Raw genomic sequence first — 24500 nt, 5'->3', positions numbered from 1 at the left:
AAGAGCGCCCATGGACGCTGATGTGATCGTCGTCGGTGCGGGGCTGGCCGGCCTGGTCGCCGCCGCCGAACTGGCCGAGGCCGGGCGGCGCGTGGTGGTGCTGGACCAGGAGCCGGAGACCGGCCTCGGCGGGCAGGCGTTCTGGTCCTTCGGCGGCCTGTTCCTGGTGGACTCGCCCGAGCAGCGCCGGATGGGCATCAAGGACTCCCCCGAGCTGGCCTGGCAGGACTGGCTCGGCACGGCCGGCTTCGACCGCGGCGCGGACGACCCGGCCGGGGAGGACTACTGGGCCCGGCAGTGGGCCCGCGCCTATGTGGACTTCGCCTCCGGCGAGAAGCGGTCCTGGCTGCGGGCGCAGGGCGTGCGCTTCTTCCCGGTGGTGGGCTGGGCCGAGCGCGGCGGCTACCTCGCGGACGGCCACGGCAACAGCGTGCCCCGGTTCCACATCACCTGGGGCACCGGGCCCGGCGTGGTGGAGCCGTTCGTCCGCCGGGTCCGCAGCCAGGTCGAACTGGGCCGGATCGAGCTGCGCTTCCGGCACCGGGTGGACGAACTGGTGCTGACGGACGGCACGGTGACCGGCGTCCGCGGCGCGGTGCTGGTGCCCAGCGACGCCGCCCGCGGCACCGCGTCCTCGCGCGAGGAGGCCGGGGCCTTCGAACTGTCCGCGCAGGCGGTGATCGTCACCTCCGGCGGCATCGGCGCCGACCACGATCTGATCCGGGCCAACTGGCCGGAGCGGCTGGGCACTCCGCCCCGGCGGATGATCTCCGGCGTGCCCGAGCACGTGGACGGCCGGATGCTGGGGATCAGCGAGCAGGCCGGCGCCCGGCTGGTGAACCGGGACCGGATGTGGCACTACACCGAGGGGATCCAGAACTGGAACCCGATCTGGGCCCGGCACGGCATCCGGATCCTGCCGGGCCCGTCCTCGCTCTGGCTGGACGCCAACGGCCGGCGCTTCCCGGCGCCGAACTTCCCCGGTTTCGACACCCTCGGCACGCTCAAGGCCATTACCGACACCGGCCACGACTACTCCTGGTTCGTGCTGACCTACCGGATCGCCGAGAAGGAGTTCGCGCTCTCCGGCTCGGAGCAGAACCCGGACCTGACCGGCAAGAGCATCCCGGACGTGCTGAAGCGGGCCCGTTCCGGCGCGAGCGCCCCGGTCCAGGCGTTCCTGGACCAGGGCGCCGACTTCGTGGTCGCCGACACCCTGCCGGAGCTGGTGGCCGGGATGAACCGGCTGACCGACCAGCCGCTGATCGACCTGGCCGACCTGGAGGCGCAGATCACCGCGCGCGACCGGGACCTGGACAACCCGTTCGGCAAGGACCTGCAGACCATGGCGATCCGCAACGCCCGGCGCTACCGCGGCGACCGGCTGATCCGGACCGCCTCGCCGCACCGGATCCTGGACCCGAAGGCGGGCCCGCTGATCGCGGTCCGGCTGAACATCGTCACCCGGAAGACCCTCGGCGGGCTGCAGACCGACCTCTCCGGACGGGTGCTGCGGGCCGACGGCGAGGTGCTTCCCGGCCTCTACGCGGCGGGCGAGGTGGCGGGGTTCGGCGGCGGCGGCGTGCACGGCTACCGCTCGCTGGAGGGCACCTTCCTCGGCGGCTGCATCTTCTCCGGCCGCCAGGCGGGCCGCGCGGCGGTCGAGGCCACAGCCTGACCTGACGCTCCCTCAGCCCTCGTCGCTGCCAATGCCGCTACCGCTGCGCGGCGGTGCGGGCCCAGCCGGTTTCGAGCAGCTGGAAGATCGCGTCGAGGGCCTGGCGGGGGTGCGGTTCAAGACCCGCCAGGCTGGGGGCCTCCAGGGCGAAGCGGGCCAGCGCCCGCACACCGACGCCGGCGGCATCGGTGCCGGCGGCATCCGTGCCCGCCTCGGCGGCGAGGGCCTCGGCCAGGAGGTCCTCGCAGCAGATCCACATCCGGCGCGCGTATTCGCGCAGGACGGGTGTGCCCATGATCAGGTCCAGCCTGCGCCGGAACTCGGGCGTGGGGTCGGGCTTGGAGGCGCCGCGGGTGCCGAGGAAGTCCCGGGCGGCGATCAGCACGCCGGTCCCGGCGGCCCGCTGGTCCAGGGCGGACTGAAATGCGGTGCGCCGCTCGTGCTCCTCGCCGAAGATCAGCGCGGCCTTGCCGTCGGGGAAGTGCTTGAACACCGTCGCGATCGAGGTGTCCGCCTCCTCGGCGACCTGGGCGATGGTGACCTGGTCGAAGCCGCGCTCGCTGAACAACCGCCAGGCCGCGTCGCTGAGCGCCTGCCGGGTGGCGGCCTTCTTGCGTTCACGGCGGCCCGTCGTCGTCTCCATGCCGCCATGCTACCCGCCCCGGTCGAACCACTCTGAAAGTAGAACGTTATGGGTTCAGCACCCTTGTCCGGGCCGACTCCTCTCGCCATTATGTACATGACAATAGACCGAACGATCGGTCGTGAGTCATGAGTCATGAGAGGAATCGCTCCCCATGAAGCATCCGATCCGCACCACCCTGGCCGCGCTCGCGGCAGCCGCCGCCGCACTGCTGGGCCTGGCCGGCCCCGCCTCGGCCGCGCCGGCCGTCGCGCCGGCCGCCGCACCCGCACCCGCACCCGCGGCGGTCACCGTGACCTACGCCGGGACGGTCGCGCTCGACGACTGCTCGGGTTCCGTCATCGCGATGCCCGCGTCCGTGGCGAGCGACCCGGCGCTGGTGATGACCAACGGGCACTGCCTGGAAACCGGATTCCTCAACCCCGGCCAGGTGGTGCTGAACCAGTCCTCCACCCGGAGCTTCAGCCTGCTGAGCTCCACCGGGCGCAAGCTCACCACGCTCCGCGCCGTCAAGGTGGCGTACGCGACCATGACGGACACCGACATCACCATCTACCAGCTGGGCAAGACCTATGCGCAGATCCAGTCCGCGTACGGCATAGCGCCGCTGCGGCTGTCCGCCACGCACCCGGCCGCCGGCACGGCCATCAAGGTCGTCTCCGGCTACTGGAAGACCATCTACTCCTGCTCGGTCGACGGATTCGTCTTCCAGTTGCACGAGAGCAACTGGATCTGGAAGGACTCGGTGCGTTACACCTCGACCTGCGACACCATCGGCGGGACCTCCGGCTCCCCGGTCATCGACACCTCCACCGGCCTGGTGGTCGCCGTCAACAACACCGGCAACGAGGACGGCGCCCGCTGCACCCTGGACAACCCCTGCGAGGTCGACCAGAACGGCAATGTGACGGTTCATCAGGGCACCAACTACGCCGAGGAGACCTACCAGATCCCCGCCTGCGTCGCCGCCGGCAACCGCTTCGACCTCACCCTCCCGGGCTGCACCCTGCCCAAGCCGTGAGCGACGCCGCTCACCGGAAACGTGTCGTACGGGCAATCATGCCCGTACGGCACGTTTTGCTAGCCAGCACCACATCGTCCAGGTGCTCCAGGAGCGGGCCGCCGGGCTCGGGGTGGAGATCCGGCGCGGCCACGAGGCCGTCGACCTGTCGCAGGACGACAAGGCCTACGGCGGATGGTGCTCAACGCCCAGGCACAGGCCGCGCTCACCGCCCCGGGCAGCGACGTCCGCGCTGCGCGAGCTGTTCGCCGAACTCCTCGTCCGGCCGGACAACGTCCGGTACGCCATGGGCGGCGCCGACGCGCACCCCCTGGTCGGCCGGTTCGTCCCCGACCTGGACCTGCGCCTACCGACCGGGGAGACCGCCCGGCTGGCCGAACTCACCAGGACCGCGCGGCCGTTGCTGCTGGACCTGACCGAAGGCGCGGTACTCGCGGAGGAACTCAGACCATGGCTCGACCGGGTGGACCTCGTCACCGCCCAACCCCAGTCCCCCGCACCGGCGTTCACCGCGCTGCTGCTCCGCCCCGACTGCTACGTGGCCTGGGCCTCCGCCTCACCCCGCCCCGACCCGGCCCGGCCCGGCCGACCTGGACGCGCTGCGCACCGCGGCGCAGCAGTGGTTCGGCCCGGGACGATGTACTGTTCCCTGGCCATCGACCCGGCACTGATCCACTGGAGTCCGCATGTACACACAGCCGCTCGGGCCCGGAGCGGAACTCGCCCCGCTGGAGCCCTGGCAGGCCGGGGAGTTCCTCGCCAACCTCGACCGGTGCCGCAGCCACATCGCGCCCTGGGTCGGCGCCAGCTTCCTCGCCACCGACCTGGAGTCCGCCGAGGCGGTGCTGCGCCGCTACTGGGACGCCCAGGCGGCGACCGGCGCGGGCATCCACGGCATCCGGCTGGACGGGGTCCTGGTCGGCGGGGTCATGTTCGTCTCCATCGACACCGCGACGGGTGTCGCCGAGATCGGCTGCTGGCTGGAGCCCGCCGCCCAGGGCCGCGGACTGGTCACCCGCGCGGCCGGGCTGCTGATCGACTGGGCCTTCCGGGAGCGGGACATGCGCCGGGTCATCTGGCACACGCTGTCCGCCAACGCCCCGAGCATCAGCACGGCCCGCCGTCTCGGCCTGACCTACCTGGAGCCGGACGACTCGGGCGACGAGCCCATGGAGATCTGGTCGATCACCCCCGAGCAGTGGCACGCGCCCCGGCCGGAGCGGCATCCACCGATCGGTTGATGCGGCGCCTCCACCAGGCGTCGCCCCGGCTCTGGCCGGTCGGGCGATTCGCCGCCCGCGCCGCCGCTCCAGTATGGAACCCAGCTCGGCGAACCGCGCCGAGCTGCGAGTTCAAGGGGGCGGCACCGATGCCGGTCATCGAAGTGGAACATCTGCACAAGCGGTACGGGGACCGGACAGCGGTGGCCGATGTGTCGTTCTCCGTGGACGAGGGCGAGATCTTCGGCATCCTGGGACCGAACGGGGCCGGCAAGACCACCACCGTCGAGTGCATCAGCGGGCTGCGCCACGCCGACGGCGGGCGGCTGCGGGTGCTGGGCCTCGACCCGGTCAAGGACCGGGCCCGGGTCGTCGCCGACCTCGGCGTGCAGCTCCAGCACAGCGCGCTGCAGCCCAACCTCAAGGTGAGCGAAGCGCTGCGGCTGTTCAGCTCCTTCTACGAACGCCCCGCCGACTGGCGTGAACTGCTCGAACTGCTGGGCCTCGGCCCGCAGGCCGGCACCCGGTTCGGCAAGCTGTCCGGCGGCCAGCAGCAGCGGTTGTCGATCGCCCTGGCCCTGCTCGGCAATCCGCGGGTGGCGATCCTCGACGAGCTGACCACCGGCCTGGACCCGGCGGCCCGACGCGACACCTGGGAACTGATCGAGTCGGTGCGCGACCGGGGTGTGACCATCCTGCTGGTCACCCACTTCATGGCGGAGGCCGAGCGGCTGTGCGACCGGGTCGCGGTGATCGACAGCGGCCGGGTGGTCGCCCTGGACACCCCTGCCGAGCTGACCGCGCAGCTGGACGTGCAGCAGCGGATCCGCTTCGTCCCCTCGGCCCCGATCGAGGACAGCCTGCTCACCGACCTGCCCGAGGTGGAGTCGGTCAGCCGGCGCGGCGAGGAGATCCTGGTGGTCGGCGGCGCCGAGGCCCTGGCCGCGGTGGCCGCGCAACTGGCCCGGCACGGAGTGCTCGCGCACCGGCTGCGGGTCGAGCAGCCAAGCCTGGACGACGCGTTCCTGGCCATCACCGAACAGAGCGAAGCACCGAACAGCGAGGCCCAGAACACCGCCATCCGTCCGACGCGCCACACCGGTTGAGGAGAGTGCCATGACCACCACCGCCGTACCCCCCGTTGCCCCCTCCCCGGCGCGGGCCGCCGCCCGGAGCCCGTTCTGGCTGCTGACCCGGATCGAGGGGCTGCTGTTCCTCCGCTCCGCGGGCGCGGTCCTGTGGACCGCCCTGGTCCCGGTCGCCGCCGTGGTGGTGCTGGGCGTCGTCCCGGCCACCCGGCACCCCAGCCGGTCCTTCGGCGGGCTGAGCCCGCTGCAGGTGTATGTGCCGATCGTGATGATGTACGTGTTCCTGATGGCGGCGGTGAACCTGCTGCCCGCGGTGCTCACCGGTTACCGGGAGAAGGGGGTGCTGCGGCGGCTGTCCACCACCCCGGTGCCGCCGTCCCGGCTGCTGGCCGCCCAGGGGTTGATCTATCTGGGCCTGGGCGTCGTCATCGACGTGGTCATCCTGCTGATCGCCACGGTCAGCGGGGCGCCGGCCCCGCGCCAGTTCGCCGGCTTCGTGGTGTCGCTGCTGCTGGTCGCCGCGGCCACGCTGGGCATCGGGATGCTGATCACCGCCGTGGCGCCGAACGAGCGGATCGCCAACGGGCTGGGGCTGATCGTCTTCTTCCCGCTGATGTTCTTCGCGGGGTTGTGGATCCCCCGGCCCACCATGAACCCGGTGCTGCGCACCATCAGCGACTACAGCCCGCTGGGCGCCGGGGTGCGCGCGGTGCAGGCGTCCATCGCCGGGCAGTGGCCGCCCACCGCCGCGCTGCTGGTCCTGGCCGGGTACGCGGTCCTCTGCGGCGCGGCGGCGGCACGGTTGTTCCGCTGGGAATGAGGGTGACACCATCGAGACCATGAGCGCTCTGACCGATCCGGACGTGTGGCAGGCGCGTTCCGACCGACTGGCCCGACTGGTGCTGCTGCCGATGCTGGCCGTGGCCACGGCGCTGGCGGTGCTGGAACCGCCGGGAGGGCACAGTTCCTGGTCCAGCGTCGGCCACGGTTCGATCGGACTGGCCACGGTGGCCCTGACCGCCCTCTGGGCGGCCGGGATGAACCGCTACCCGACCACCGGGGTGGCGCCCGCCGCGCAACTCCTGGTCTTCTGCCTGCACGTGCTGCTGGCTGGGGTCCTGGTCTGGGTGAACCCCTGGTACGGCGTGTTCGCGGTCAGCGGCTACTTCTTCGCCGACGAGTTGCCGCCGGTACGGCGCAAGGCCGGGTTCGCCCTGGTCGCCGCCGTGCTGGCGGCCTCGCAGACCAACGGCTACCCGACCGGGTGGAACACCCACACCTTGGTCTACCTGCTGATGGCCTGCTTCAATATGACGGCGGTGCTGCTGATGGTCAGCCTCACCAACCGGGTGATGACGCAGAACACCGAGCGGGGACGGATGGTCGAGGAACTGGGCGAGACCAACCGCCGGTTGCAGGCGTCGATGGCCGAGAACGCCGGCCTGCACGCCCAACTCCTGGTCCAGGCACGCGAGGCGGGCATCGTGGAGGAGCGCCAGCGACTGGCGGGCGAGATCCACGACACCCTGGCGCAGGGACTGACCGGCATCGTCGCCCAGCTCCAGGCCGCCCGGCAGGCACGCCACGACGAGGCGGAGTGGGGCCGCCATCTCGACCTGGCGACCTCGCTCGCCCGGGCCAACCTCACCGAGGCCCGCCGCTCGGTGCGGGCGCTGCGGCCGGAGCAACTGGAGCAGGCCACCCTGACCGAGGCCATCGGCGCGCTGACCCGGAGCTGGTCCGAACAGTCGTCGATCCCGGCCGAGTTCGAGGCCACCGGGACCCCGCTCCCGGCGGGCCCGGACGTGGAGGCGGCGCTGTTCCGGGTGGCGCAGGAGGCCCTGGCCAACGTCGCCAAGCACGCCGGGGCCTCGAAGGTGCATCTGACCCTCAGTTACCTCGACGACACGGTGCTGCTCGACGTCGCGGACGACGGCGTGGGCTTCGCGCCCGCCCGGCGCGCCGAGAGCGACGGCTACGGCCTGGCCGGGATGCGGCGCAGGCTGGACCGCCTCTCCGGAACGCTCAACCTGGAGTCCACCCCCGGCTACGGCACCACCGTCAACGCCACCGTCCCGATGCAGGCAGCCGTCCACGCACCGTCGTTGGGGGCAACCCAGTGAGCCCGATCCGGCTGCTGATCGTGGACGACCACCCGGTGATGCGCGACGGCCTGCGCGGGGTCTTCGCCGGCGACGCCGGGTTCGAGGTGGTCGGCGAGGCGGGGGACGGCGCGGAGGCGGTCCGGCAGGCGCAGCGCACCGACATCGGCGTCGACGTGGTCCTGATGGACCTCCGCATGCCCGGCACCGGCGGCGTGGAGGCCATCCTGCGGCTGCGCGAACTCGGCCACCCGGCCCGGGTGCTGGTGCTGACCACCTTCGACACCGACCGGGACGTGCTGCCCGCCATCGAGGCCGGGGCCACCGGCTACCTGCTCAAGGACGCCCCGCGCGACGAGCTGATCCGCGCGGTGCGGGCGGCGTACGCGGGCCAGCCGGTCCTGTCGCCCTCCGTCGCCGGGACCCTGATGGGCCGGCTCGGCGTCCGGGAACCTGGCAGCCTGAGCCCGCGGGAACTCGATGTGCTCCGCCTGGTCGCCTCCGGTGCCACCAACCAGGCCGTCGCCCGCGAACTGCACGTCAGCGAGGCCACCATCAAGACCCATCTGATGCACCTCTACACCAAACTCGGCGTCCGCGACCGCGCCGCCGCCGTGGCCGCCGCCTACGAACGCGGGCTGCTCGGCCAGAACTGAGCCACCGTCACCGGCCCTGCAACCGATTGCACGCCACGCAGTCGGCGCAGCCGCCGTCAGCGGCCCGGCGCAGGCCCGGTGGTGGCGCGGACCACGAGCGAGGTCTCCAGCATCAGCCGGGCGTCGCTTATCGCCACCGCGCTGGCGAGCCGTCCGGTCAGCAGCTCGACCGCCGCCCGGCCGGCCTCGGCCGCCCGGGCCGAGACCGTGGTCAGCTGGGGGTGGGTCTGCGCGGCCAGCACGTCGTCGCAGCCGACCACGCTGAAAGCGGACGGCACGGCGACGCCCCGTTCGGCCAGTCCGGTGAGGACGCCGTGGGCCAGCAGGTCGTCGAAGGCGATCACCGCGCTCGCCCCGCAGGCCAGCAGCGCGGGCACGGCCCGGCGCCCCGCCTCGTAGCTGGAGAGCCGGGCCGCGACCATGGACACCGACCGGCCCAGCCGCTCGGCGGTGCGCTGAACCGTCCGCCGGCGCTGGGTGTTGGACCAGGAGCGGGACGGGCCGTTGAGGTAGGCGATGTGCCGGTGGCCGAGCCCGGCCAGGTGCTCGACCGCCTGGGCCACGCCGCCGGCGCTGTCGACCAGCACCCGGGGCAGGCCCGCGACATCCCGGTTGACCAGCACCAGCGGCCGTCGCTCGGCATGCTCCCTGATCAGTTCCTCGGTCATCCGCGAGGAGGCGAGCACGATGCCGTCGACCTGCTTGGCCAGCTGCCCGAGCAGCTTGTGCTCCCGGGCCGGGTCCTCGTCCGCGTTGCCCAGGAAGACCGAGAAGCCGGCCCGGTCGGCCAGGCCCTCCATCGCCCGGATCATCGGCGGGAAGAAGGGGTTGGCAATGTCCGGCACCACCAGCGCCAGGTTGCCGAACCGACCGGTGGACAGCGCCTTGGCGACCGGGTTCAGCACATAACCGAGCTCCTGCGCCGTCTGCTTCACCCGCTCCACGGTCTCCGGCCGCAACCGCTCCGGCCGGCTCAGCGCCCGCGAGACGGTGGCCCGGGAGACCCCGGCGCCCGCCGCCACGTCGCCCATGGTGGGGGAACGGACGAGTGCCGCACGGCTCGATTCGGATGCTGCCATGGCCGCAGCCTAGCGGCTGGCCCCGCACCGGTCGCCCCAAGGGTGCGATTGACGTGCAACCGATTGCACAGCATGATGGCCGCGCAGCACCACCGAGCGCGGCCTACCCGGAAGAGACTGTGCCCATGACCGGATCCACCCTTGCCCCGCAGGTCCACCAGGACCGCGGCGCGCTGGGCCGCGCGGCAGCCGCCGCGGTCGCCGAGGCGATGCGCGAACGGCTGGCCGGCCAGGCCCGGCTGCGGATGGTCTTCGCCGCCGCGCCCAGCCAACGGGAGATGCTGACCGCCCTGGCCGGCCAGCCCGGCCTGGACTGGAGCCGGGTCACCGCCTTCCACATGGACGAGTACCTCGGCCTGGCGCCGGACGCGCCCCAGCGCTTCGGGCGCTGGCTGCGGGACGCGCTCTTCGACCGGGTGCCGCTGGGCCGGATCCGGCTGATCGAGCCCGGCCCCGATCCCGAGCGGACGGCCCGCGACTACGCGGCGGAACTGGCCGCCGAACCCGTCGACCTGGTCTGCCTGGGCATCGGCGAGAACGGCCACCTGGCCTTCAACGACCCGCCGGTCGCGGACTTCGCCGACCCGCTGGACGTGAAGGTCGTCGAACTGGACCAGCCCTGCCGCCGCCAGCAGGTCGCCGACGGCTGCTTCGCCGCCCTGGACCAGGTACCCCGGCGGGCGATCACGCTGACCGTGCCCCGACTGCTGGCCGCGGACCGGCTCTTCTGCGTGGTCCCCGGCGCACGCAAGCGCGAGGCGGTGCGGCAGGCGCTGCTGGGCCCGATCGGCCCGCACTGCCCGGCGAGCGCGCTGCGCGAGCACCCCGACTGCCTGCTCTTCCTCGACCGCGACTCCGCCGCGGGCCTCCCGGCCGGACTCCCTGCGGGCGGCCGGCCTTGACGGCCGATCAGCAGCCCGGGCCGGCCCGCGTCCTGACCGGCAGGGACCCGGCGACCGGCCGTCCGCTCGCGGTCACCGTCCGCGGCGGACTGATCGCCGCCATCGGCCCCGGGCCGGCCGACGAGTCGCACTGGCTCGCCCCCGGGCTGATCGACCTCCAGGTCAACGGCTTCGCAGGGCACGACCTCAACGCCGAGGACACCACCCCGGAGACCGTGGCCGCCCTCACCCGCGCCCTGCACCGGCACGGAGTGACCACCTTCGTGCCGACCGTGGTCACCGCCTCGCACCGGCGGATCGCCCGGGCGCTGGCCACCATCGCCGCCGCCCGGCGGCTGGACCCGCTGGTCCGGCACTCCATCCCGTACGCCCATCTGGAGGGGCCGCACCTCTCGGCGCAGGACGGTCCGCGCGGAGTGCACCCGGCCGAGCACATCCGGCCGCCCTCGCTCGAGGAGTTCGAACGCTGGCAGCAGGCCGCCGACGGGCTGGTCGGTATGGTCACCCTGTCCCCGCACTACGACGAAGCCCCGGCCTACACCGCCGAGTTGACCCGCCGCGGGGTGCATGTCGCGATCGGGCACACCCATGCGGATCCCGACCGGATCACCGCGGTCGCCGACGCCGGCGCAAGGCTGTGCACCCACCTCGGCAACGGCGCCCACGCGGTACTGCCGCGCCACCCCAACTACCTGTGGACCCAGCTGGCCGACGACCGGCTCACCGCCGGCTTCATCGCCGACGGCCACCACCTGCCGGCCGACACCCTCACCGCGATGGTCCGGGCCAAGGGCCCGCAGCGCTCACTACTGGTCTCGGACGCCGTCGCCCTCGCCGGAATGCCGCCGGGCCGCTATCTGACCCCGGTCGGCGGCAGTGTGGAACTCGGCGCGGACGGCAGGCTCGGCCAGACCGGCACGCCCTTCCTGGCCGGCGCCGCCCGCGGGCTCGCCGACGGGGTCGCCCAGGCGGTGGTCTCGGCCCGGCTCGGCCTCGGCGAGGCCCTGCAGTTGGCCACCGGGAACCCGGGCCGGTTCGTCGGCGGACGCGGCCGGCTCGAACCGGGCGCCCACGCCGATCTGCTGCGCTTCGCCTGGTCCCCCGGCAGCCGGACGCTGACCGCGGACACGGTCCTGGTGCGGGGTCAGCAGGTCTCCGGATAACGGCCGGTGACGGCGGGTCAGAAACTGGTCAGACCCTGTTCAGGCCCTGGTCGGCCCCCGTGCCGGTACGGGTCCGGGCTCGACGGCGGCGCGCTGTCGCAGAGCACCGCGTGCAGCCGTCGGGCCGCCTCGGTGTCGACCTGGCCCAGGGCCCGGCAGGCCGCGATCCAGGCGGCGCCGCGAGCGGGGTCGCGGGCGAACCGCACCCGCACACCACGGCCCTGGAGCGCGGCGACCAGCCCGTCCCGCACCGGAGTGTCCTGGCACAGGACTCCCCCGGCCAGCACCACCGTCCCGAGGGCGGCGGCGTCCAGCTGGTCCAGGGTGGCGGTCAGCCGGGCCACCGCCTCCGCGGTGATCGCCGCGGCCACCGGGTCACCGGCCCGCGCCTCGGCGCACACCGAGGGCGCCAGCGCGGCGATCCGGCCGAGCGGCAGCCCGGTCGCCCAGCGGACCAGTTCGTCGGCCGTGGCCACGCCCGCGTGCCGGGCGACCGCTCCGGCCAGCCCCTCGGCCGGGAGCACCGCTGTCGCCCGGCAGGTCCGGGCCACCCGGCGGACGGCCTGCAGCCCGAGCCAGAAGCCTGAGCCCTCGTCACCGAGCAGCCAGCCGAGGCCGTCCGCGATCCGGGCCACCTCGCGCGCCTCGACCAGGGCGGCGACCGCCCCGGTGCCGACGATGACCACCACGCCGGAGGGCTCCGGCGTTCCGGCGGCGAAGGCGATCGGGGCGTCGCCGGAGGTCCACAGCGGGCAGCGCAGGCCCGCGCCGGTCCAGGCCGCGGTGTAGGCGGCGGCGACGTCCGGGTCGGCCAGGCCGCCGGATCCCGCGATGCCGATCAGACCGGCCCGCACGGTGCCCGGATCCGTACCGCGCAACGCCTGCTCCAGTGCGTCGGCGAAGGACCGCACCGCGGCCCGGCCGCCGACGATCGGGTTCCCGGGACCGGCCTCGCCGCCGGCCACGACCTGCCCGTCCAGGGTGACCAGCAGGGCCCTGGTCGCCGTGCCGCCCGCGTCGATTCCCAGTACCGAAGTCATGGCGGCATCGAAGCAGACCCAGGCCCGTCACGGACCTTCACACGGCCGGGGACAGCCGGACCACCGTCCCGCTGGTGCGGGCGCGCTCGGCCGCCCAGACCACCCGGTGGCTGGCCAGGCTCGCCGCGGCGTCGGACTTGAGCAGGGCCGGATCCTGCGAGCCGACCGCCTGGAGGAAGGCGTCCATCAGCGCCTCGTCACCGCCGCCGTGGCCGTCGGCGGCCGAGGCCCAGGCGGTGGTGCGGGTGTCCAGCAGCTCCTCGGCGCCGGTGCGGAAGTCGACCAGCCGGAGGGTGACGCCGTCGCCGTCCAGGAAGCCGTGGGTGCCCAGCAGCCGGGTGTGCCGGTGCTCCATCGGGGTGAAGGCGCTCATGGTGAAGGAGCAGGTCGCGCCGTCGTCGAACTCCATGGTGACCACCTGGTGGTCGACCACGTCGTTGTCGCAGGCGTAGACGCAGCGGCCGTAAGGGCCGGTCCGCAGGGCCCGCAGCACGCCCTGCTCGGTGTGGTCCCTGGTGACCGCCGACAGCGGCCAGAACTCGCGGTCCGGATCGCCGAGGCAGTCCAGGTAGAGGCGCTTGGCGGAGTAGGGGCAGCTGCTCTCGACCGAGCAGTCCAGGCAGCGCTCCCCGGCCCCGGGCGGCGCGGCCTCGGGCCGGAAGTGGGTCAGGCTGCCGAAGGAGCTGACCCGTTCCGGTGACCGCCCGAAGAGGTACACCAGCCAGTCGATGTCGTGGCAGGACTTGGTCAGCAGCATCGGCGCCGAGGTGTCCGAGCGGCGCCAGTTCCCGCGGACGAAGGAGTGCGCCTGGTGCCACCAGCCGACGGGTTCGAGGTGCTCCACGCTGACCAGGCGGCCGATCCGCCCCTCGTCCAGCAGGGACTTCAGCGCCTTGGTGTAGGGGGTGTACCGGAGGACGTGGCAGACCGCCAGCATGGTCTTGTTGCGCTCGGCGGCCTCGGCGATCACAGCGGCCTCGCCCTCGTCCGTGGCCATCGGCTTCTCCAGGAGTACGTGGTACCCCAGGTCGGCCAGCCGCACGGTCGGCCCGGTGTGCTGCCGGTCCTGGGTGGCGATGATCGCCGCGTCGGCGAGCCGTCCTTCCGCGGCGAGTTCGGCCCAGCCGGCGAAGGCCCGGTCCGGCGGGATGCCGAACTCCCGGGCCGCCGCGGCGCGGCGGGCCGGGTCCGGTTCGGCCACCGCGACCACCTGGCCGGCGCCGGTGGACTGGGCGCGACGCGCGTAGGACTGTCCTCGCAGCCCCGCTCCGACGAGGGCTAGAGTCACCCGAGGCATGGGTTCCTTTCCGGTACTTATGATGGAGTGCCTCATTATTAGCGCGACTGCAAGCGATCACAAGGGGGCGTGGTGACCGAATCGTCGAGTGGTGGCGACCTCTCCCAACTGCGGAGGCTCAACTCGCTGGCGGTGATCACCGTCCTGCGGGAGGAGCCGGCGCTCACCCTGACCGAGGTCTCCCGGCGGACCGGGCTGTCCCGGGCGTCCACCGAGGACGTGGTCCGCGAACTGCTGGAGCTCGGCTGGGTGGCCGTGGTGCCCGCCGCGGCCGGCGCGGTGGGACGCCCGGCCCGCCGCTTCCGGTTCCGGGCCGACGCCGGCCGGGTGCTCGGCGTCGACATCGGCGGCCACAAGGTGCTGGCCCTGGTCGCGGACCTGGACGGGGCCGTGCAGTACACCGCCAGGGTCGCCGTGACGCCGTCCATGGGCCGGCGGGAGCGGCTGGCCGCGCTGGACCGCGCGGTGGCCGACGCGCTGGCCGGGGCCGGGCTGACCGCCGACGGCGTGTGGGCCGTCGGCGCGGCCACCACCGGCCTGGTGGACGGCACCGGGCGGGTGATGCTCTCCGAGGCGCTGCCCGAGTGGACCGGCGTGGACGTGGCCGCGCACCTGCGCCGGCTGGTCGGCGGCCCGGTCCTGGTGGAGAACGACAGCAAACTGGCGGCGCTGGCCGAGTCCTGGCGCGGGGTGGCCCGCTACGCCAAGGACGTGGTGGTCATCCTGGCCGGGCTGCGCACCGGCACCGGCCTGATCATCGACGGCAAGCTGCACCGGGGGTTCGGCAACGCGGCCGGGGAGATCGGGGCACTGCCCGCGTCCGGCTGGATCAGGGCCCAGGACCACCTGACCGCCTGGTCGGACGCGGATCCGACGGCGGACCGGGACTCCGCGGTGGCGGCGGTGTTCGAGGCCGCGCGCGCGGGCGACCGCAGGGCCGCCGCGGTGATACGGCGCTATGTGCGGGACGTCGCGGTCGGCACCGCCGCCCTGGTACTGACCCTCGACCCGGAGCTGGTGGTGCTCGGCGGCGGCTTCTCCCGGTCGGCGGATCTCATCGTGGAGCCGCTGCGGCGGGAGCTGGACCGCTGGTGCCTCCGCACCCCCGAGGTCCGGGTGTCGGAGTTCGGCGACGAGGGGGTGGCGCTCGGTGCGCTGCGGCTGGCGCTCGACCATGTGGACCGCGAGCTGCGCGAATACGCCGGCCTCGGCAGCCCGGAGCGCTTCTCCCGGGGCTCCCGCCGGTCCGGCGCGGTGGCGGTGACACCCCCGGCTACAACTTCGTAACCACGGCGGGTCTTGACTTAATTACCCTGGACTCCATTATTAGTGCCACTCAGTCCCCCGGCGTGGATCCGCGCCGGGGCACCTCGGACACGCGGAGGCCAGGGAATGAGAAAGTCTGTGCGGTGGGGCGCGTTGGCGCTGGGGGTGGTGCTCTCCGCCTCCGCCTGCTCCTCGGGAGGCAGCGGTTCGGCCGGCAGTGGCTCCAGCGGTGGCGGGGGCAGCGTCACCCTCTCCTACGGGGTGTGGGACGCCACCCAGAAGTCGGCGATGGACGCGCTGGCCGCGGCCTTCACCAAGACCCACCCCGCTGTCAGGATCAAGGTCGAGCTGACCCCCTGGGCCGACTACTGGACCAAGCTCAAAGCCGCCGCCACCGGCGGCGCCGCACCCGATGTGTTCTGGATGAACGGGCCCAACTTCCAGCTCTACGCCGCCAACGGGGTGATCCGGCCGCTGGACGACGACATCAGCAAGGACCAGGTGGATCTGTCGGTCTACCCGGCCCAGCTGGTGAACCTCTACACCTACCGGGGCAAGCACTACGGCCTGCCGAAGGACATGGACACCATCGGCGTCTGGTACAACAAGGCGCTCTTCGACGCGGCGAAACTGCCCTTTCCGAAGGACAACTGGACCTGGAGCGACTTCCAGCAGGCCGCCGCGAAACTCACCGATGCGAGCAAGGGCCAGTACGGCACCGACGCCGAACTGACCAGTTTCCAGGAGTACCAGTACAACACCATCGCCCAGGCCGGCGGCTACGTCATCTCGCCGGACGGCAGGAAGAGCGGCTACGACGACCCGAGGACCATCGCCGGGCTGCGTTTCTGGACCGATCTGATCCAGAAGAAGGAGTCGCCCGACCTGAAGACCATGACCGACACCGCCCCGCTGCAGCTCTTCGAGGCCGGCAAGATCGCCATGTACTGGGGCGGCTCCTGGGACGCCGCCGAGTTCGGCGGCAACAGCTACACCAAGGACAAGGTCGACGTGGCCCCGCTGCCGACCGGTGCGAAGCAGGCCACCGTCATCCACGGCGTCGCCAATGTGGTGTCCGCCAAGTCCGCTCACAGCGACCAGGCCTGGCAGTTCGTCAGGTTCCTGGGCTCCGAGCAGGCGGCCGACATCCTCGGCCGGATGGGCCCGATCCCGGCCTACCGGGGCACCCAGAGCGCCTGGGTCGCCGCGCATCCGCAGTTCAAGCTGCAGACCTTCCTGGACGAGATCCCCTACGCGGTGCCGTACCCGGTCTCCAAGAACACCGCCGCCTGGAACGAGGACGAGCTGACGTACCTGACCAAGGCCTGGAACGGCGAGGAGTCGGTGGACCGGGCCGCGAAGGACCTGGCCGCGGCGATGAACGCCAAGCTCGCCGAGGAGTGACATGACGATCACCAGCAGACCCGGCGCCAGGCGCACCGGGTACCAGCCGTCCCCCGGCGGCGGACGGGCCACCTGGCGCCGGCCGCGCCGGGACCGGGTGGTCGAGGCGCTCTGGGGATACGCGTTCATCGCGCCGCTCGGCCTCGGCCTGGCCGTGTTCTACCTCTGGCCGGTGCTGCAGACCGCGTACTTCTCCTTCACCGCCTGGGGCGCCTTCGGCGGCCACAGCTGGAGCGGCCTCGACAACTACCGCCAACTGCTGCACGACCACGAGTTCGGCCAGGCCCTGGTCAACACCCTGGCCTACACCGCGCTCGGGCTGGTCTCGATCCCGCTGGCGATCGTCTTCGCCGCCCTGCTGGACCGGCCCGGCCTGCGCGGCACCGGCGCCTACCGCACCCTGTTCTTCCTTCCGGTGGTCACCATGCCGGTGGCGGTCGCCATGGTCTGGCGCTGGCTCTACAACGGCGACTACGGCCTGGTGAACTACCTGCTGTCGCTGGTCGGCCTGAAGGGCCCGCACTGGGTGTCCGACCCGCGGGTGGCGCTGTTCGCGCTGGTGGTGGTCGGCGTCTGGAGCAGCATCGGCTACAACCTGGTCATCTTCCTGGCCGGGATGCAGGGCATCCCCAAGGAGTACTACGAGGCCGCCGAGATCGACGGCGCCGGGCCGGTACGGCAGTTCTTCTCGGTCACCCTCCCGCTGCTGTCGCCCACGGCCTTCTTCGTCTCGGTGATCTCGGTGATCGGCTCGCTGCAACTCTTCGACCTGGTCTATGTGATGGCCGGATCCGGCGCGGCGGCCCGCTCCAACCCGGCCTTCCCGCGCCTGGAGACCGTGGTGCAGCTCTTCTACGACCGGGCCTTCGTCACCAATGACCGGGGTTACGCGGCGGCGATCGTCATGGTGCTGCTGCTGATCATCGTGGTGCTGACCGCGATTCAGTTCCGGCTGCAGCGGAGGTGGGTGCACTATGGCTGACGCCCGTTCCCGGCGGGGCCGCTCCCGCGTCGGTGTGCACACCGTGCTGATCGCCGCGTCACTGGCGATGGTGGCCCCCTTCGTCTGGGAGTTCGTCACCTCGCTCCAGTCGCTCAGCGACGCCACCCGGGTGCCGCCCTCGCCGCTGCCCGGCGGCCACTGGGACAACTACGGCAAGGTCTTCGACCTGCTGCCGTTCGGCCGGCAGTTCCTGAACACCCTGCTGATGTCGCTCGGCCGCACCCTGGCCCAGGTGGTGCTGTGCCCGATGGCCGCCTACGCCTTCGCCCGGCTGCGCTTTCCCGGCCGGGGGGTGCTCTTCGGGCTGTTCCTGTCCGTGCTGATGGTGCCGCCGCAGCTGTTCATCATTCCGCAGTACCAGATCATCTCCGACCTGGGCTGGCTCAACAGCCTCCAGGCGCTGATCCTGCCGGGCATGTTCAGCGCCTTCGGGGTCTTCCTGCTGCGGCAGTCCTTCCTTTCCCTGCCAAGGGAGTTGGAGGAGGCCGCGCGCATCGACGGGGCCGGCCCGCTGCGGATCTACTGGTCGGTGATGCTGCCGCTGATCCGTCCCGGGCTGGTCGCGCTGGCCGTGCTCGCCCTGCTGTGGTCGTGGAACGACCTGCTGTGGCCGCTGGTGGTGAACACCGACCCGGACAAGATGACGCTCTCGGCCGGACTGGCCTCGCTGCAGGGGCAGTTCCAGACCGACTACCCCGTACTGATGGCGGGTTCGCTGCTCGCGTCGCTCCCGGTGATCGCCGCGTTCGTGTTCCTGCAGCGGCAGTTCGTGCAGGGCATCGCCTACACCGGCGTCAAGGGCTGAACCCCTCTCTCTCCGCTGCTCTTCCCCACGAAAGGGACCGAGATGCTCATCAACCGATCCGCCTCCCGCGCAGGGAACGGCCGGCGCACCGCCGTGATCGGCGCCGTCGCCGCACTCGCCCTCACCCTGCTGGGCGCCCGGGCCGACCGGGCCGACGCCACCGCCGGAGTGCAACACCTCGCCATACCCGCGTACTTCAACCCCGCCGACGCGGCGGGCGGCGGCTTCTGGACCCAGATCGACCAGGCCGGGCCGCAGGCCGGCATCGTCGTCGCCAACCCGTCCAGCGGGCCGGGCGGCGCGGCCGACAGCGGCTACGCCCATGCTGTCCAGGGCGCCGCGAGCGCGGGCAGCAAGGTGCTCGGCTACGTCGACACCGGCTATTTCGGCACCACCGGACGCACCACCCGCGACGGGCAGACCAGCATCGCCGCGTGGACCGCCCAGATCAAGGCCGACGTCGCCAACTGGTATGCCTGGTACGGCACTTCCGGCCTCTCCGGGATCTTCTTCGACGACGCCCTGAACGACTGCGGCAGCAACAACGCACATGTGGACCTCTACTCCGGGATCAACACCTCCACCAAGCAGAGCCACCCCGGCGCCTTCACCGTCGACAATCCGGGCACCGCCGCCGAGCAGTGCTACTCCTCCGCCGCCGACGTGCTGGTGATGTTCGAGAACACCTATGCCGCCTACACCGCGTGGACCCCGCCGGCCTGGGAGCTCTCCGCGCCCGACCCCGCCAGGTTCTGGCACCTGGTCTACGCCGCGCCGACCCAGGCGGACCTGGAGAACACGGTGGCGCTGAGCAAGCAGCGCAACGCGGGCTACCTCTACGTCACCCCCGACGACCTGCCCAACCCGTGGGACACCCTGCCCACCGGCTCCTACTGGTCCGACGAGCTGGGCAAGGCGTCCGGCTCCGGCGGTTCCGGCGGCGGCTCGACCTGCGGCAGCACCGCCGGGACGGGGGCCATCACCGGGTACTCCGCCTGCGCGTCGGCCGGCACCGCCACCTTCAGGGCCACGTTCAACACCGCGCAGAGCTTCCACCACGTCTTCATCAACAGCGACGGCAACACCGCGACCGGATACCAACTGCCCTCGCCCTCGGCCTCGCCGCTGGGCGCGGACTACATGATCGAGAACGGCAGCCTGTACCGCAGCCTCTCCGGCGGCTGGAGCTGGGCCGGCGTCACGGCCGGACTGACCACCACGGTCAGCGGTTCCACCTACACCTGGACGGTGCCGCTGAGCGCGCTCGGTTCGCCCGGCGGGAGCGTGCCGACGGAGTTCAACGCCGGGACGGACTACAGCCCGGTGATCACCCTCACCCCGCACTACTGATCCTCCGGAGGATTGGGGTGGCTTCCTACAGAGTCAGCCAGTTTGCCTAAATGTATTAGGCAAATGTATGGTCGACTCTGTAGGAAGCGAGGATGGTTATGGCACGCGTAGGAGTGACCCCGGAGCGGCTCACCCTGGCCGGAGCGGAACTGGCCGACGAGGTGGGCTTCGACCAGGTGACCGTCTCGGAACTGGCCAGACGGTTCGACGTCAAGGTGGCGAGCCTGTACTCGCACCTGAAGAACTCCCAGGACCTCAAGACCAGGATCGCCCTGCTGGCCCTGGAGGAACTCGCCGACCGGGCCGCCGACGCCCTGGCCGGCCGGTCCGGCAAGGACGCCCTGATCGCTCTGGCGAACGTCTACCGCGACTACGCCCATGAGCATCCCGGCCGTTATGCCGCGGCCCAGTTCCGGCTCGACCCGGAGACCGCCGCCGCCAGCGCCGGCGTCAGGCACGCCCGGATGACCCGGGCCATCCTGCGCGGCTACGACCTGGCCGAGCCCGACCAGACCCATGCGGTCCGGCTGCTCGGCAGCGTCTTCCACGGTTATGTGTCCCTGGAGATGGGCGGCGGCTTCAGCCACAGCGCGCCCGACACCCAGGAGACCTGGAACCGAACCCTGGACGCCCTCGACGCCCTGCTGCGGAACTGGCCCGCGGCCTGATCTCCGGCCCCCGCGCGCCATGCGTCACAGCGAACCGACCCTCCCGACGGCAGGTACCAACCATGCACACCTGGATCACCACCCCGCTCACCCCCGACCTCCTGCGCGGAGCCGTCGACCTGGAGCGCACCGAGCACGGCCTCCTGCCGCACCGGCTGCCCGGCTGGGCCCGCGCGCAGTTCTCCGACCCGCAGTTGGACATGGCCGAGTCCCAGCCCTCCGGGGTACGGCTGGTCTTCCGCACCCGGGCCACCGCCGTCGAACTGGACACCCTGCCCACCAGGCGCGCCTACCTGGGCGCCCCGCCCCGTCCCGACTGCGTCTACGACCTGCTGGTCGACGGCCGGCTGGCCGGCCAGGCCGTGGCGACCGGCGGCAACACCCTGACCATCGACATGACCACCGGCGCCACCGAGCACCGGACCGGCCCGGTCGGCACACTGCGCTTCAGCGGGCTGTCCGAGGGCGACAAGGACGTCGAGATCTGGCTGCCGCACAACGAGACCACCGAACTCGTCGCGCTGCGCACCGACGCCCCGGTCGAGCCCGCGCCGGACCGGGGCCGCAGGACCTGGCTGCACCACGGCAGTTCGATCAGCCACGGCTCCAACGCCGCCAGCCCCAGCGGCACCTGGCCCGCGCTCGCCGCGGCCCTCGGCGGCGTGGAGCTGGTCAACCTGGGCTTCGGCGGCAGCGCCCTGCTCGACCCGTTCACCGCCCGCACCCTGCGGGACACCCCCGCCGACCTGATCAGCGTCAAGCTCGGCATCAACCTGGTGAACACCGACCTGATGCGGCTGCGCGCCTTCACCCCGGCGGTCCACGGCTTCCTCGACACCATCCGCGAGGGGCACCCCAGCACCCCGCTGCTGGTCGTCTCGCCCATCCTCTGCCCGATCCACGAGGACACCCCAGGCCCCAGCGCCCCGGACCTCAGCGCCCTCAGCAGCGGACAGCTGCGGTTCCGGGCCGCGGGCGATCCGGCGGAGCTCGCGGCCGGGAAACTGTCGCTGGGCGTCATCCGGGACGCCCTGGCCCGGATCGTGGAGCAGCGCGCGGCCGAGGACCCGCAGCTGTACTACCTCGACGGCCGCGAGCTCTACGGCGAGGCCGACAACGCCGCACTGCCGCTGCCCGACGAGTTGCACCCGGACGCCGCCACCCACCGGCTGATGGGCGAGCGCTTCGCCGAACTGGCCTTCGCCGCCGAGGGACCGCTCCGCTGACCCGGCAAATTCGTTTGCCGTCGACCGATCCGTTCGGATAGGAAGCTTGCATGCTACGAGGCGACAAGGTCGGGCTGCGGGCCCGGCACGAGGACGACATCCCGGTCCTACTGGCCGAGCTCTACGACGACGTGGTCAACTCCTCGCGGGCCGAGAGCCGGCCGTGGCGGCCGATCACGCCCGGCTCCAAGGACTCGCGGCTCGTGGTGGACGACCAGGATCAGGCCCATGTCCCGTTCTCCGTGGTGGAGTCGGAGGGCGGCACGCTGGTCGGCACCGCGTCGCTGTGGGGCATCGACAGTCACCACAGGTCCGCGCACATCGGGCTCGGCCTGCGGCCCTCGGCCCGCGGCAAGGGCTACGGCACCGACGTGGTCGCGGTGCTCTGCCACTACGGCTTCGTCGTCCGCGGCCTGCAGCGGCTGCAGATCGAGACGCTGGCGGACAACAACGCCATGCTGCGCTCCGCCGAGCACAACGGCTTCGTCCGCGAGGGTGTGCTGCGCTCCTCCGCCTGGGTGATGGGCGAGTTCCTGGACGAGGTCCTGCTCGGCCTCCTGGTCCAGGACTGGAAGCCGGGCGCGAAGGCCTAGCCTGCGAGGATGGTGCTCCATTGGGCGGGATCGCCCGGGGTGCCGTTGAAGTCGTAGCGGACGGTGTCGCGGCCGAGGGCGAGCAGCGTGGTGGAGACGGTTCCGGCGGCGCGGCCCTCGAAGTCCTGACGCAGTACCAGCGCGCGGGGGTCGCGCGGGTCCAGGCCGTCGCCGTCGACCAGGGGCAGCCAGTCGCCCCAGGCGGTCGCGGTCGGCCCGGCGTCCGGGGACGGGCGCCGGGCCGCGGCCAGGCGGGGGCGGAAGTGGGCGATCCTGGCGTTGATCGCGTTCAGTTCCGGCCCTGCTGACGGGTCGTCCGCGACAGCCAGGCCGAGATTGGTCACCAGGTGGAGCCCGGGTTCCAGGGCCCGGTCGGTGAGCGCCTCGCCGTCCCAGCTGAGCAGCCGCACCTGGTCGAGGGTGGCCCGGACCAGGTGGAACGGGTCGTAGCGGGCCGCGTCGGGATCGCCGAGGCTGCCGTCCGCGGCGAACCGCAGCGGCAGGTCGCCCCGGGACAGCCGGTCCTGCTCCGGGGCGGGCCGCCCGACCCCGTTGAGCACCACGCCCGCCCGGGGCACCCCGGGGTCGACCGCCAGCCAGGTTCCGCCGGCCAGCAGGTCCTGGCCGCCGACCACCTGCGGGCTGTCCGGCCAGTGCCGCCCCGGCGGAACCGCCTTCCGGTCGTGGAACTCGTCGCGGACACCCACCAGGAGGACCGGGAACGGGGCGGACGGGTCGAAGCTGATCACCGCAGTGCACATGACGCCATTTCAGCATCCGGCCGGGGGGAACCGCACATCCCCTCCCTGACAGCGACTCAGACGGGTTCGAGGGCCGGGTCGGCCACGGGCTCCGGCGCCGCGGTGCCCGGGGAGAGCGTCCGGTGCATGGTGTCCCGGTCCAGTACTCCCTCCCAGGCGGCGACCACGAACGAGCCGACCGCGTTGCCGCAGGCGTTGGTCAGCGCACGGCAGGTGGACATGAACCGGTCGATGCCGAAGATCAGCATGATGCCGGCGACCGGGATCGAGCCGGTCGAGGCCAGGGTCGCGGCCAGCACGATGAACCCGGAGCCGGTGACCCCGGCCGCTCCCTTGGACATCAGCAGCATGATCGCCAGGATGCCCAGCTGGCCGGCCAGCGAGAGGTGGGTGCCGGTGGCCTGGGCGATGAACAGCGCGGCCAGCGTCAGATAGATGCAGGTGCCGTCCAGGTTGAAGGAGTAGCCGGTCGGCACGGTGAGGCCGACCACGTCCTCCGGCACGCCCGCCTTCTCGATCTTGCGCATCAGCTGCGGCAGCACGGTCTCGCTGGACGAGGTGCCCAGCACGATCAGCAGTTCGTCCTTGATGTAGCGCAGCAGCAGCAGGATGTTCAGCCGGAACAGCGCGCACACCGCGCCCAGGCCGAACAGCACGAACACCGCGCTGGTCGCGTAGGTGAGGCCGATCAGCGAACCGAGGCTGGTCAGGGTGTGCACCCCGTACTTGCCGACGGTGAAGGCCATCGCGCCGAACGCGCCGACCGGCGCCGCGTACATGACGATCCGCAGCACCGCGAACATCACCTTGCCCAGCTTCTCCACTCCGGCCGCTATCCCCGCGGCCGGTTCGCCGACCAGCTTGATCGCCACGCCGAACAGGATGGAGAAGAACACCACCTGCAGGTCGTTGCCGCTGGAGAAGGCGTTCACCGCGCTGGACGGGACCACCTCGGTCAGGATCGACCAGAAGCCCTGGGCCTGTCCCGTCGCGGCGTAGTCGGCGGCCGTGCCGGTCAGCTTCAGGCTGCTCGCGTCGGCGTGGATCCCGCTGCCGGGGTGGAACACGTCGATGGCGACCAGGCCGAGCAGCAGCGCGACCGTGGTCATCCCCTCGAAGTAGACCAGCGCCTTGATCCCGATCCGGCCGACCTTGCGCAGGTCGGCCACCCCGGCGATGCCGCCGACGATGGTCACGAAGATGATCGGGGTGACCACCATGGAGATCGCGCTGACGAAGACGGTCCCCAGCGGCTGCAGGCCCGCGCCGGTCTTCGGCCACGCCGCGCCGACAGCGGCGCCGGCGACGATCCCGACCAGGACCCAGACGTAGAGTTTGCGGTACCAGGCCGATCGTGGGGTCGGCGTCGTTGCTGACTCGGACATCGGAGCTCCTCGGAGGGGGTCGGGGGTGGCCGGACAGTGGACTGAATGTGGCGCAGGCCACACCACCGGGTCTGCATTACGCGCATTACGCGCATGGACCGCCGCCCTCCCGTCCGGTATCGGCCCTGGCCAGGGCACCAGCGGGATGCC

The 24500-nt window shown here is 72.2% G+C and carries 23 protein-coding genes and 1 pseudogene; 18 read left to right on the top strand and 6 right to left on the bottom strand.

The features are described 5' to 3' along the window. Nucleotides 1-10 precede the first annotated feature (10 nt). A complete protein-coding gene (locus ACEZDG_RS19810) occupies nucleotides 11-1678 on the top strand; it encodes an FAD-binding dehydrogenase (protein WP_380511296.1) in 1668 nt (555 codons plus the stop codon). Nucleotides 1679-1715: 37 nt separating this feature from the next. Here ACEZDG_RS19810 and ACEZDG_RS19805 read toward each other — a convergent pair whose 3' ends face one another. After that, nucleotides 1716-2321, bottom strand: a complete 606-nt coding sequence (locus ACEZDG_RS19805) for a TetR/AcrR family transcriptional regulator (RefSeq protein WP_380511294.1) — start codon at nucleotides 2319-2321, stop codon at nucleotides 1716-1718. A gap of 154 nt (nucleotides 2322-2475) precedes the next feature. Between ACEZDG_RS19805 and ACEZDG_RS19800 the strand changes: the two genes are divergently transcribed. The 7 genes and pseudogenes from ACEZDG_RS19800 to ACEZDG_RS19770 all read left to right on the top strand — a co-directional run bounded on the left by ACEZDG_RS19800 (nucleotide 2476) and on the right by ACEZDG_RS19770 (nucleotide 8408). Beyond that, nucleotides 2476-3342 (top strand): S1 family peptidase, encoded by an 867-nt coding sequence (locus ACEZDG_RS19800; RefSeq protein ID WP_380511291.1) that lies wholly within the window; start codon nucleotides 2476-2478, stop codon nucleotides 3340-3342. A 286-nt stretch (nucleotides 3343-3628) separates the two neighbouring features. Beyond that, nucleotides 3629-3895, top strand: a pseudogene (locus ACEZDG_RS19795) (aromatic-ring hydroxylase C-terminal domain-containing protein); the annotation flags it as partial. Between the two features lie 133 nt (nucleotides 3896-4028). Then, on the top strand, nucleotides 4029-4583 hold the full coding sequence (locus ACEZDG_RS19790; RefSeq protein ID WP_380511288.1) for a GNAT family N-acetyltransferase: 555 nt from the start codon (nucleotides 4029-4031) through the stop codon (nucleotides 4581-4583). A 128-nt stretch (nucleotides 4584-4711) separates the two neighbouring features. Beyond that, nucleotides 4712-5668, top strand: a complete 957-nt coding sequence (locus ACEZDG_RS19785; RefSeq protein WP_380511872.1) for an ABC transporter ATP-binding protein — start codon at nucleotides 4712-4714, stop codon at nucleotides 5666-5668. A 10-nt stretch (nucleotides 5669-5678) separates the two neighbouring features. Then, nucleotides 5679-6470: an ABC transporter permease gene (locus ACEZDG_RS19780; protein WP_380511285.1), complete on the top strand. Its 792-nt coding sequence runs from the start codon at nucleotides 5679-5681 to the stop codon at nucleotides 6468-6470. Between the two features lie 19 nt (nucleotides 6471-6489). Continuing rightward, nucleotides 6490-7773 (top strand): sensor histidine kinase, encoded by a 1284-nt coding sequence (locus tag ACEZDG_RS19775; protein ID WP_380511282.1) that lies wholly within the window; start codon nucleotides 6490-6492, stop codon nucleotides 7771-7773. Continuing rightward, a complete protein-coding gene (locus tag ACEZDG_RS19770) occupies nucleotides 7770-8408 on the top strand; it encodes a response regulator (RefSeq protein WP_380511279.1) in 639 nt (212 codons plus the stop codon). The genes ACEZDG_RS19775 and ACEZDG_RS19770 overlap by 4 nt, the downstream gene beginning before the upstream one ends. 56 nt (nucleotides 8409-8464) lie before the next feature. On the opposite strand, the gene ACEZDG_RS19765 is transcribed toward ACEZDG_RS19770, so the two are convergent. Beyond that, a complete protein-coding gene (locus ACEZDG_RS19765) occupies nucleotides 8465-9487 on the bottom strand; it encodes a LacI family DNA-binding transcriptional regulator (RefSeq protein WP_380511276.1) in 1023 nt (340 codons plus the stop codon). Nucleotides 9488-9612: 125 nt separating this feature from the next. On the opposite strand from ACEZDG_RS19765, the gene ACEZDG_RS19760 reads away from it, so the two are divergent. Beyond that, the gene (locus ACEZDG_RS19760) at nucleotides 9613-10389 is read left to right on the top strand and encodes a glucosamine-6-phosphate deaminase (protein ID WP_380511273.1); all 777 of its coding nucleotides are present in this window, start codon (nucleotides 9613-9615) and stop codon (nucleotides 10387-10389) included. Continuing rightward, complete coding sequence (locus ACEZDG_RS19755) at nucleotides 10386-11552, top strand: N-acetylglucosamine-6-phosphate deacetylase (protein WP_380511271.1); 1167 nt, start codon at nucleotides 10386-10388, stop codon at nucleotides 11550-11552. The genes ACEZDG_RS19760 and ACEZDG_RS19755 overlap by 4 nt, the downstream gene beginning before the upstream one ends. Before the next feature lie 17 nt (nucleotides 11553-11569). On the opposite strand, the gene ACEZDG_RS19750 is transcribed toward ACEZDG_RS19755, so the two are convergent. Together ACEZDG_RS19750 and ACEZDG_RS19745 are read right to left on the bottom strand one after the other, a co-directional pair. Then, complete coding sequence (locus ACEZDG_RS19750) at nucleotides 11570-12592, bottom strand: N-acetylglucosamine kinase (RefSeq protein ID WP_380511268.1); 1023 nt, start codon at nucleotides 12590-12592, stop codon at nucleotides 11570-11572. Between the two features lie 37 nt (nucleotides 12593-12629). Continuing rightward, nucleotides 12630-13889: a Gfo/Idh/MocA family protein gene (locus ACEZDG_RS19745; protein WP_380511265.1), complete on the bottom strand. Its 1260-nt coding sequence runs from the start codon at nucleotides 13887-13889 to the stop codon at nucleotides 12630-12632. A 72-nt stretch (nucleotides 13890-13961) separates the two neighbouring features. Between ACEZDG_RS19745 and ACEZDG_RS19740 the strand changes: the two genes are divergently transcribed. The 8 genes from ACEZDG_RS19740 to ACEZDG_RS19705 all read left to right on the top strand — a co-directional run bounded on the left by ACEZDG_RS19740 (nucleotide 13962) and on the right by ACEZDG_RS19705 (nucleotide 22204). Further along, nucleotides 13962-15176 carry an ROK family transcriptional regulator gene (locus tag ACEZDG_RS19740; protein WP_380511263.1) on the top strand — a complete coding sequence of 405 codons (1215 nt, stop codon included), beginning with the start codon at nucleotides 13962-13964 and terminating at the stop codon, nucleotides 15174-15176. Between the two features lie 105 nt (nucleotides 15177-15281). Continuing rightward, on the top strand, nucleotides 15282-16559 hold the full coding sequence (locus ACEZDG_RS19735; protein ID WP_380511260.1) for an ABC transporter substrate-binding protein: 1278 nt from the start codon (nucleotides 15282-15284) through the stop codon (nucleotides 16557-16559). Between the two features lies 1 nt (nucleotide 16560). Next, entirely contained in the window at nucleotides 16561-17541 is a 981-nt protein-coding gene (locus tag ACEZDG_RS19730; protein WP_380511257.1) for a carbohydrate ABC transporter permease, read from the top strand. Further along, nucleotides 17534-18367 (top strand): carbohydrate ABC transporter permease, encoded by an 834-nt coding sequence (locus tag ACEZDG_RS19725; protein ID WP_380511254.1) that lies wholly within the window; start codon nucleotides 17534-17536, stop codon nucleotides 18365-18367. The genes ACEZDG_RS19730 and ACEZDG_RS19725 overlap by 8 nt, the downstream gene beginning before the upstream one ends. A 42-nt stretch (nucleotides 18368-18409) precedes the next feature. Further along, the gene (locus ACEZDG_RS19720; protein ID WP_380511251.1) at nucleotides 18410-19717 is read left to right on the top strand and encodes a spherulation-specific family 4 protein; all 1308 of its coding nucleotides are present in this window, start codon (nucleotides 18410-18412) and stop codon (nucleotides 19715-19717) included. Nucleotides 19718-19815: 98 nt separating this feature from the next. Beyond that, on the top strand, nucleotides 19816-20385 hold the full coding sequence (locus ACEZDG_RS19715) for a TetR/AcrR family transcriptional regulator (RefSeq protein ID WP_380511248.1): 570 nt from the start codon (nucleotides 19816-19818) through the stop codon (nucleotides 20383-20385). A gap of 62 nt (nucleotides 20386-20447) precedes the next feature. Then, nucleotides 20448-21611, top strand: a complete 1164-nt coding sequence (locus ACEZDG_RS19710) for a GDSL-type esterase/lipase family protein (protein ID WP_380511245.1) — start codon at nucleotides 20448-20450, stop codon at nucleotides 21609-21611. 50 nt (nucleotides 21612-21661) lie between these two features. Next, complete coding sequence (locus ACEZDG_RS19705) at nucleotides 21662-22204, top strand: GNAT family N-acetyltransferase (RefSeq protein WP_380511242.1); 543 nt, start codon at nucleotides 21662-21664, stop codon at nucleotides 22202-22204. On the opposite strand, the gene ACEZDG_RS19700 is transcribed toward ACEZDG_RS19705, so the two are convergent. Together ACEZDG_RS19700 and dctA are read right to left on the bottom strand one after the other, a co-directional pair. Continuing rightward, nucleotides 22201-22965, bottom strand: a complete 765-nt coding sequence (locus tag ACEZDG_RS19700; RefSeq protein WP_380511239.1) for an NRDE family protein — start codon at nucleotides 22963-22965, stop codon at nucleotides 22201-22203. The genes ACEZDG_RS19705 and ACEZDG_RS19700 overlap by 4 nt on opposite strands. 56 nt (nucleotides 22966-23021) lie before the next feature. Continuing rightward, a complete protein-coding gene (dctA, locus tag ACEZDG_RS19695; RefSeq protein ID WP_380511236.1) occupies nucleotides 23022-24350 on the bottom strand; it encodes a C4-dicarboxylate transporter DctA in 1329 nt (442 codons plus the stop codon). Nucleotides 24351-24500 lie beyond the last annotated feature (150 nt).

Origin of the sequence: Streptacidiphilus alkalitolerans, from assembly GCF_042511045.1 — a bacterium.
Lineage (GTDB): Bacteria > Actinomycetota > Actinomycetes > Streptomycetales > Streptomycetaceae > Streptacidiphilus > Streptacidiphilus alkalitolerans.
This window is presented reverse-complemented; position numbering and strand designations above follow the sequence as displayed.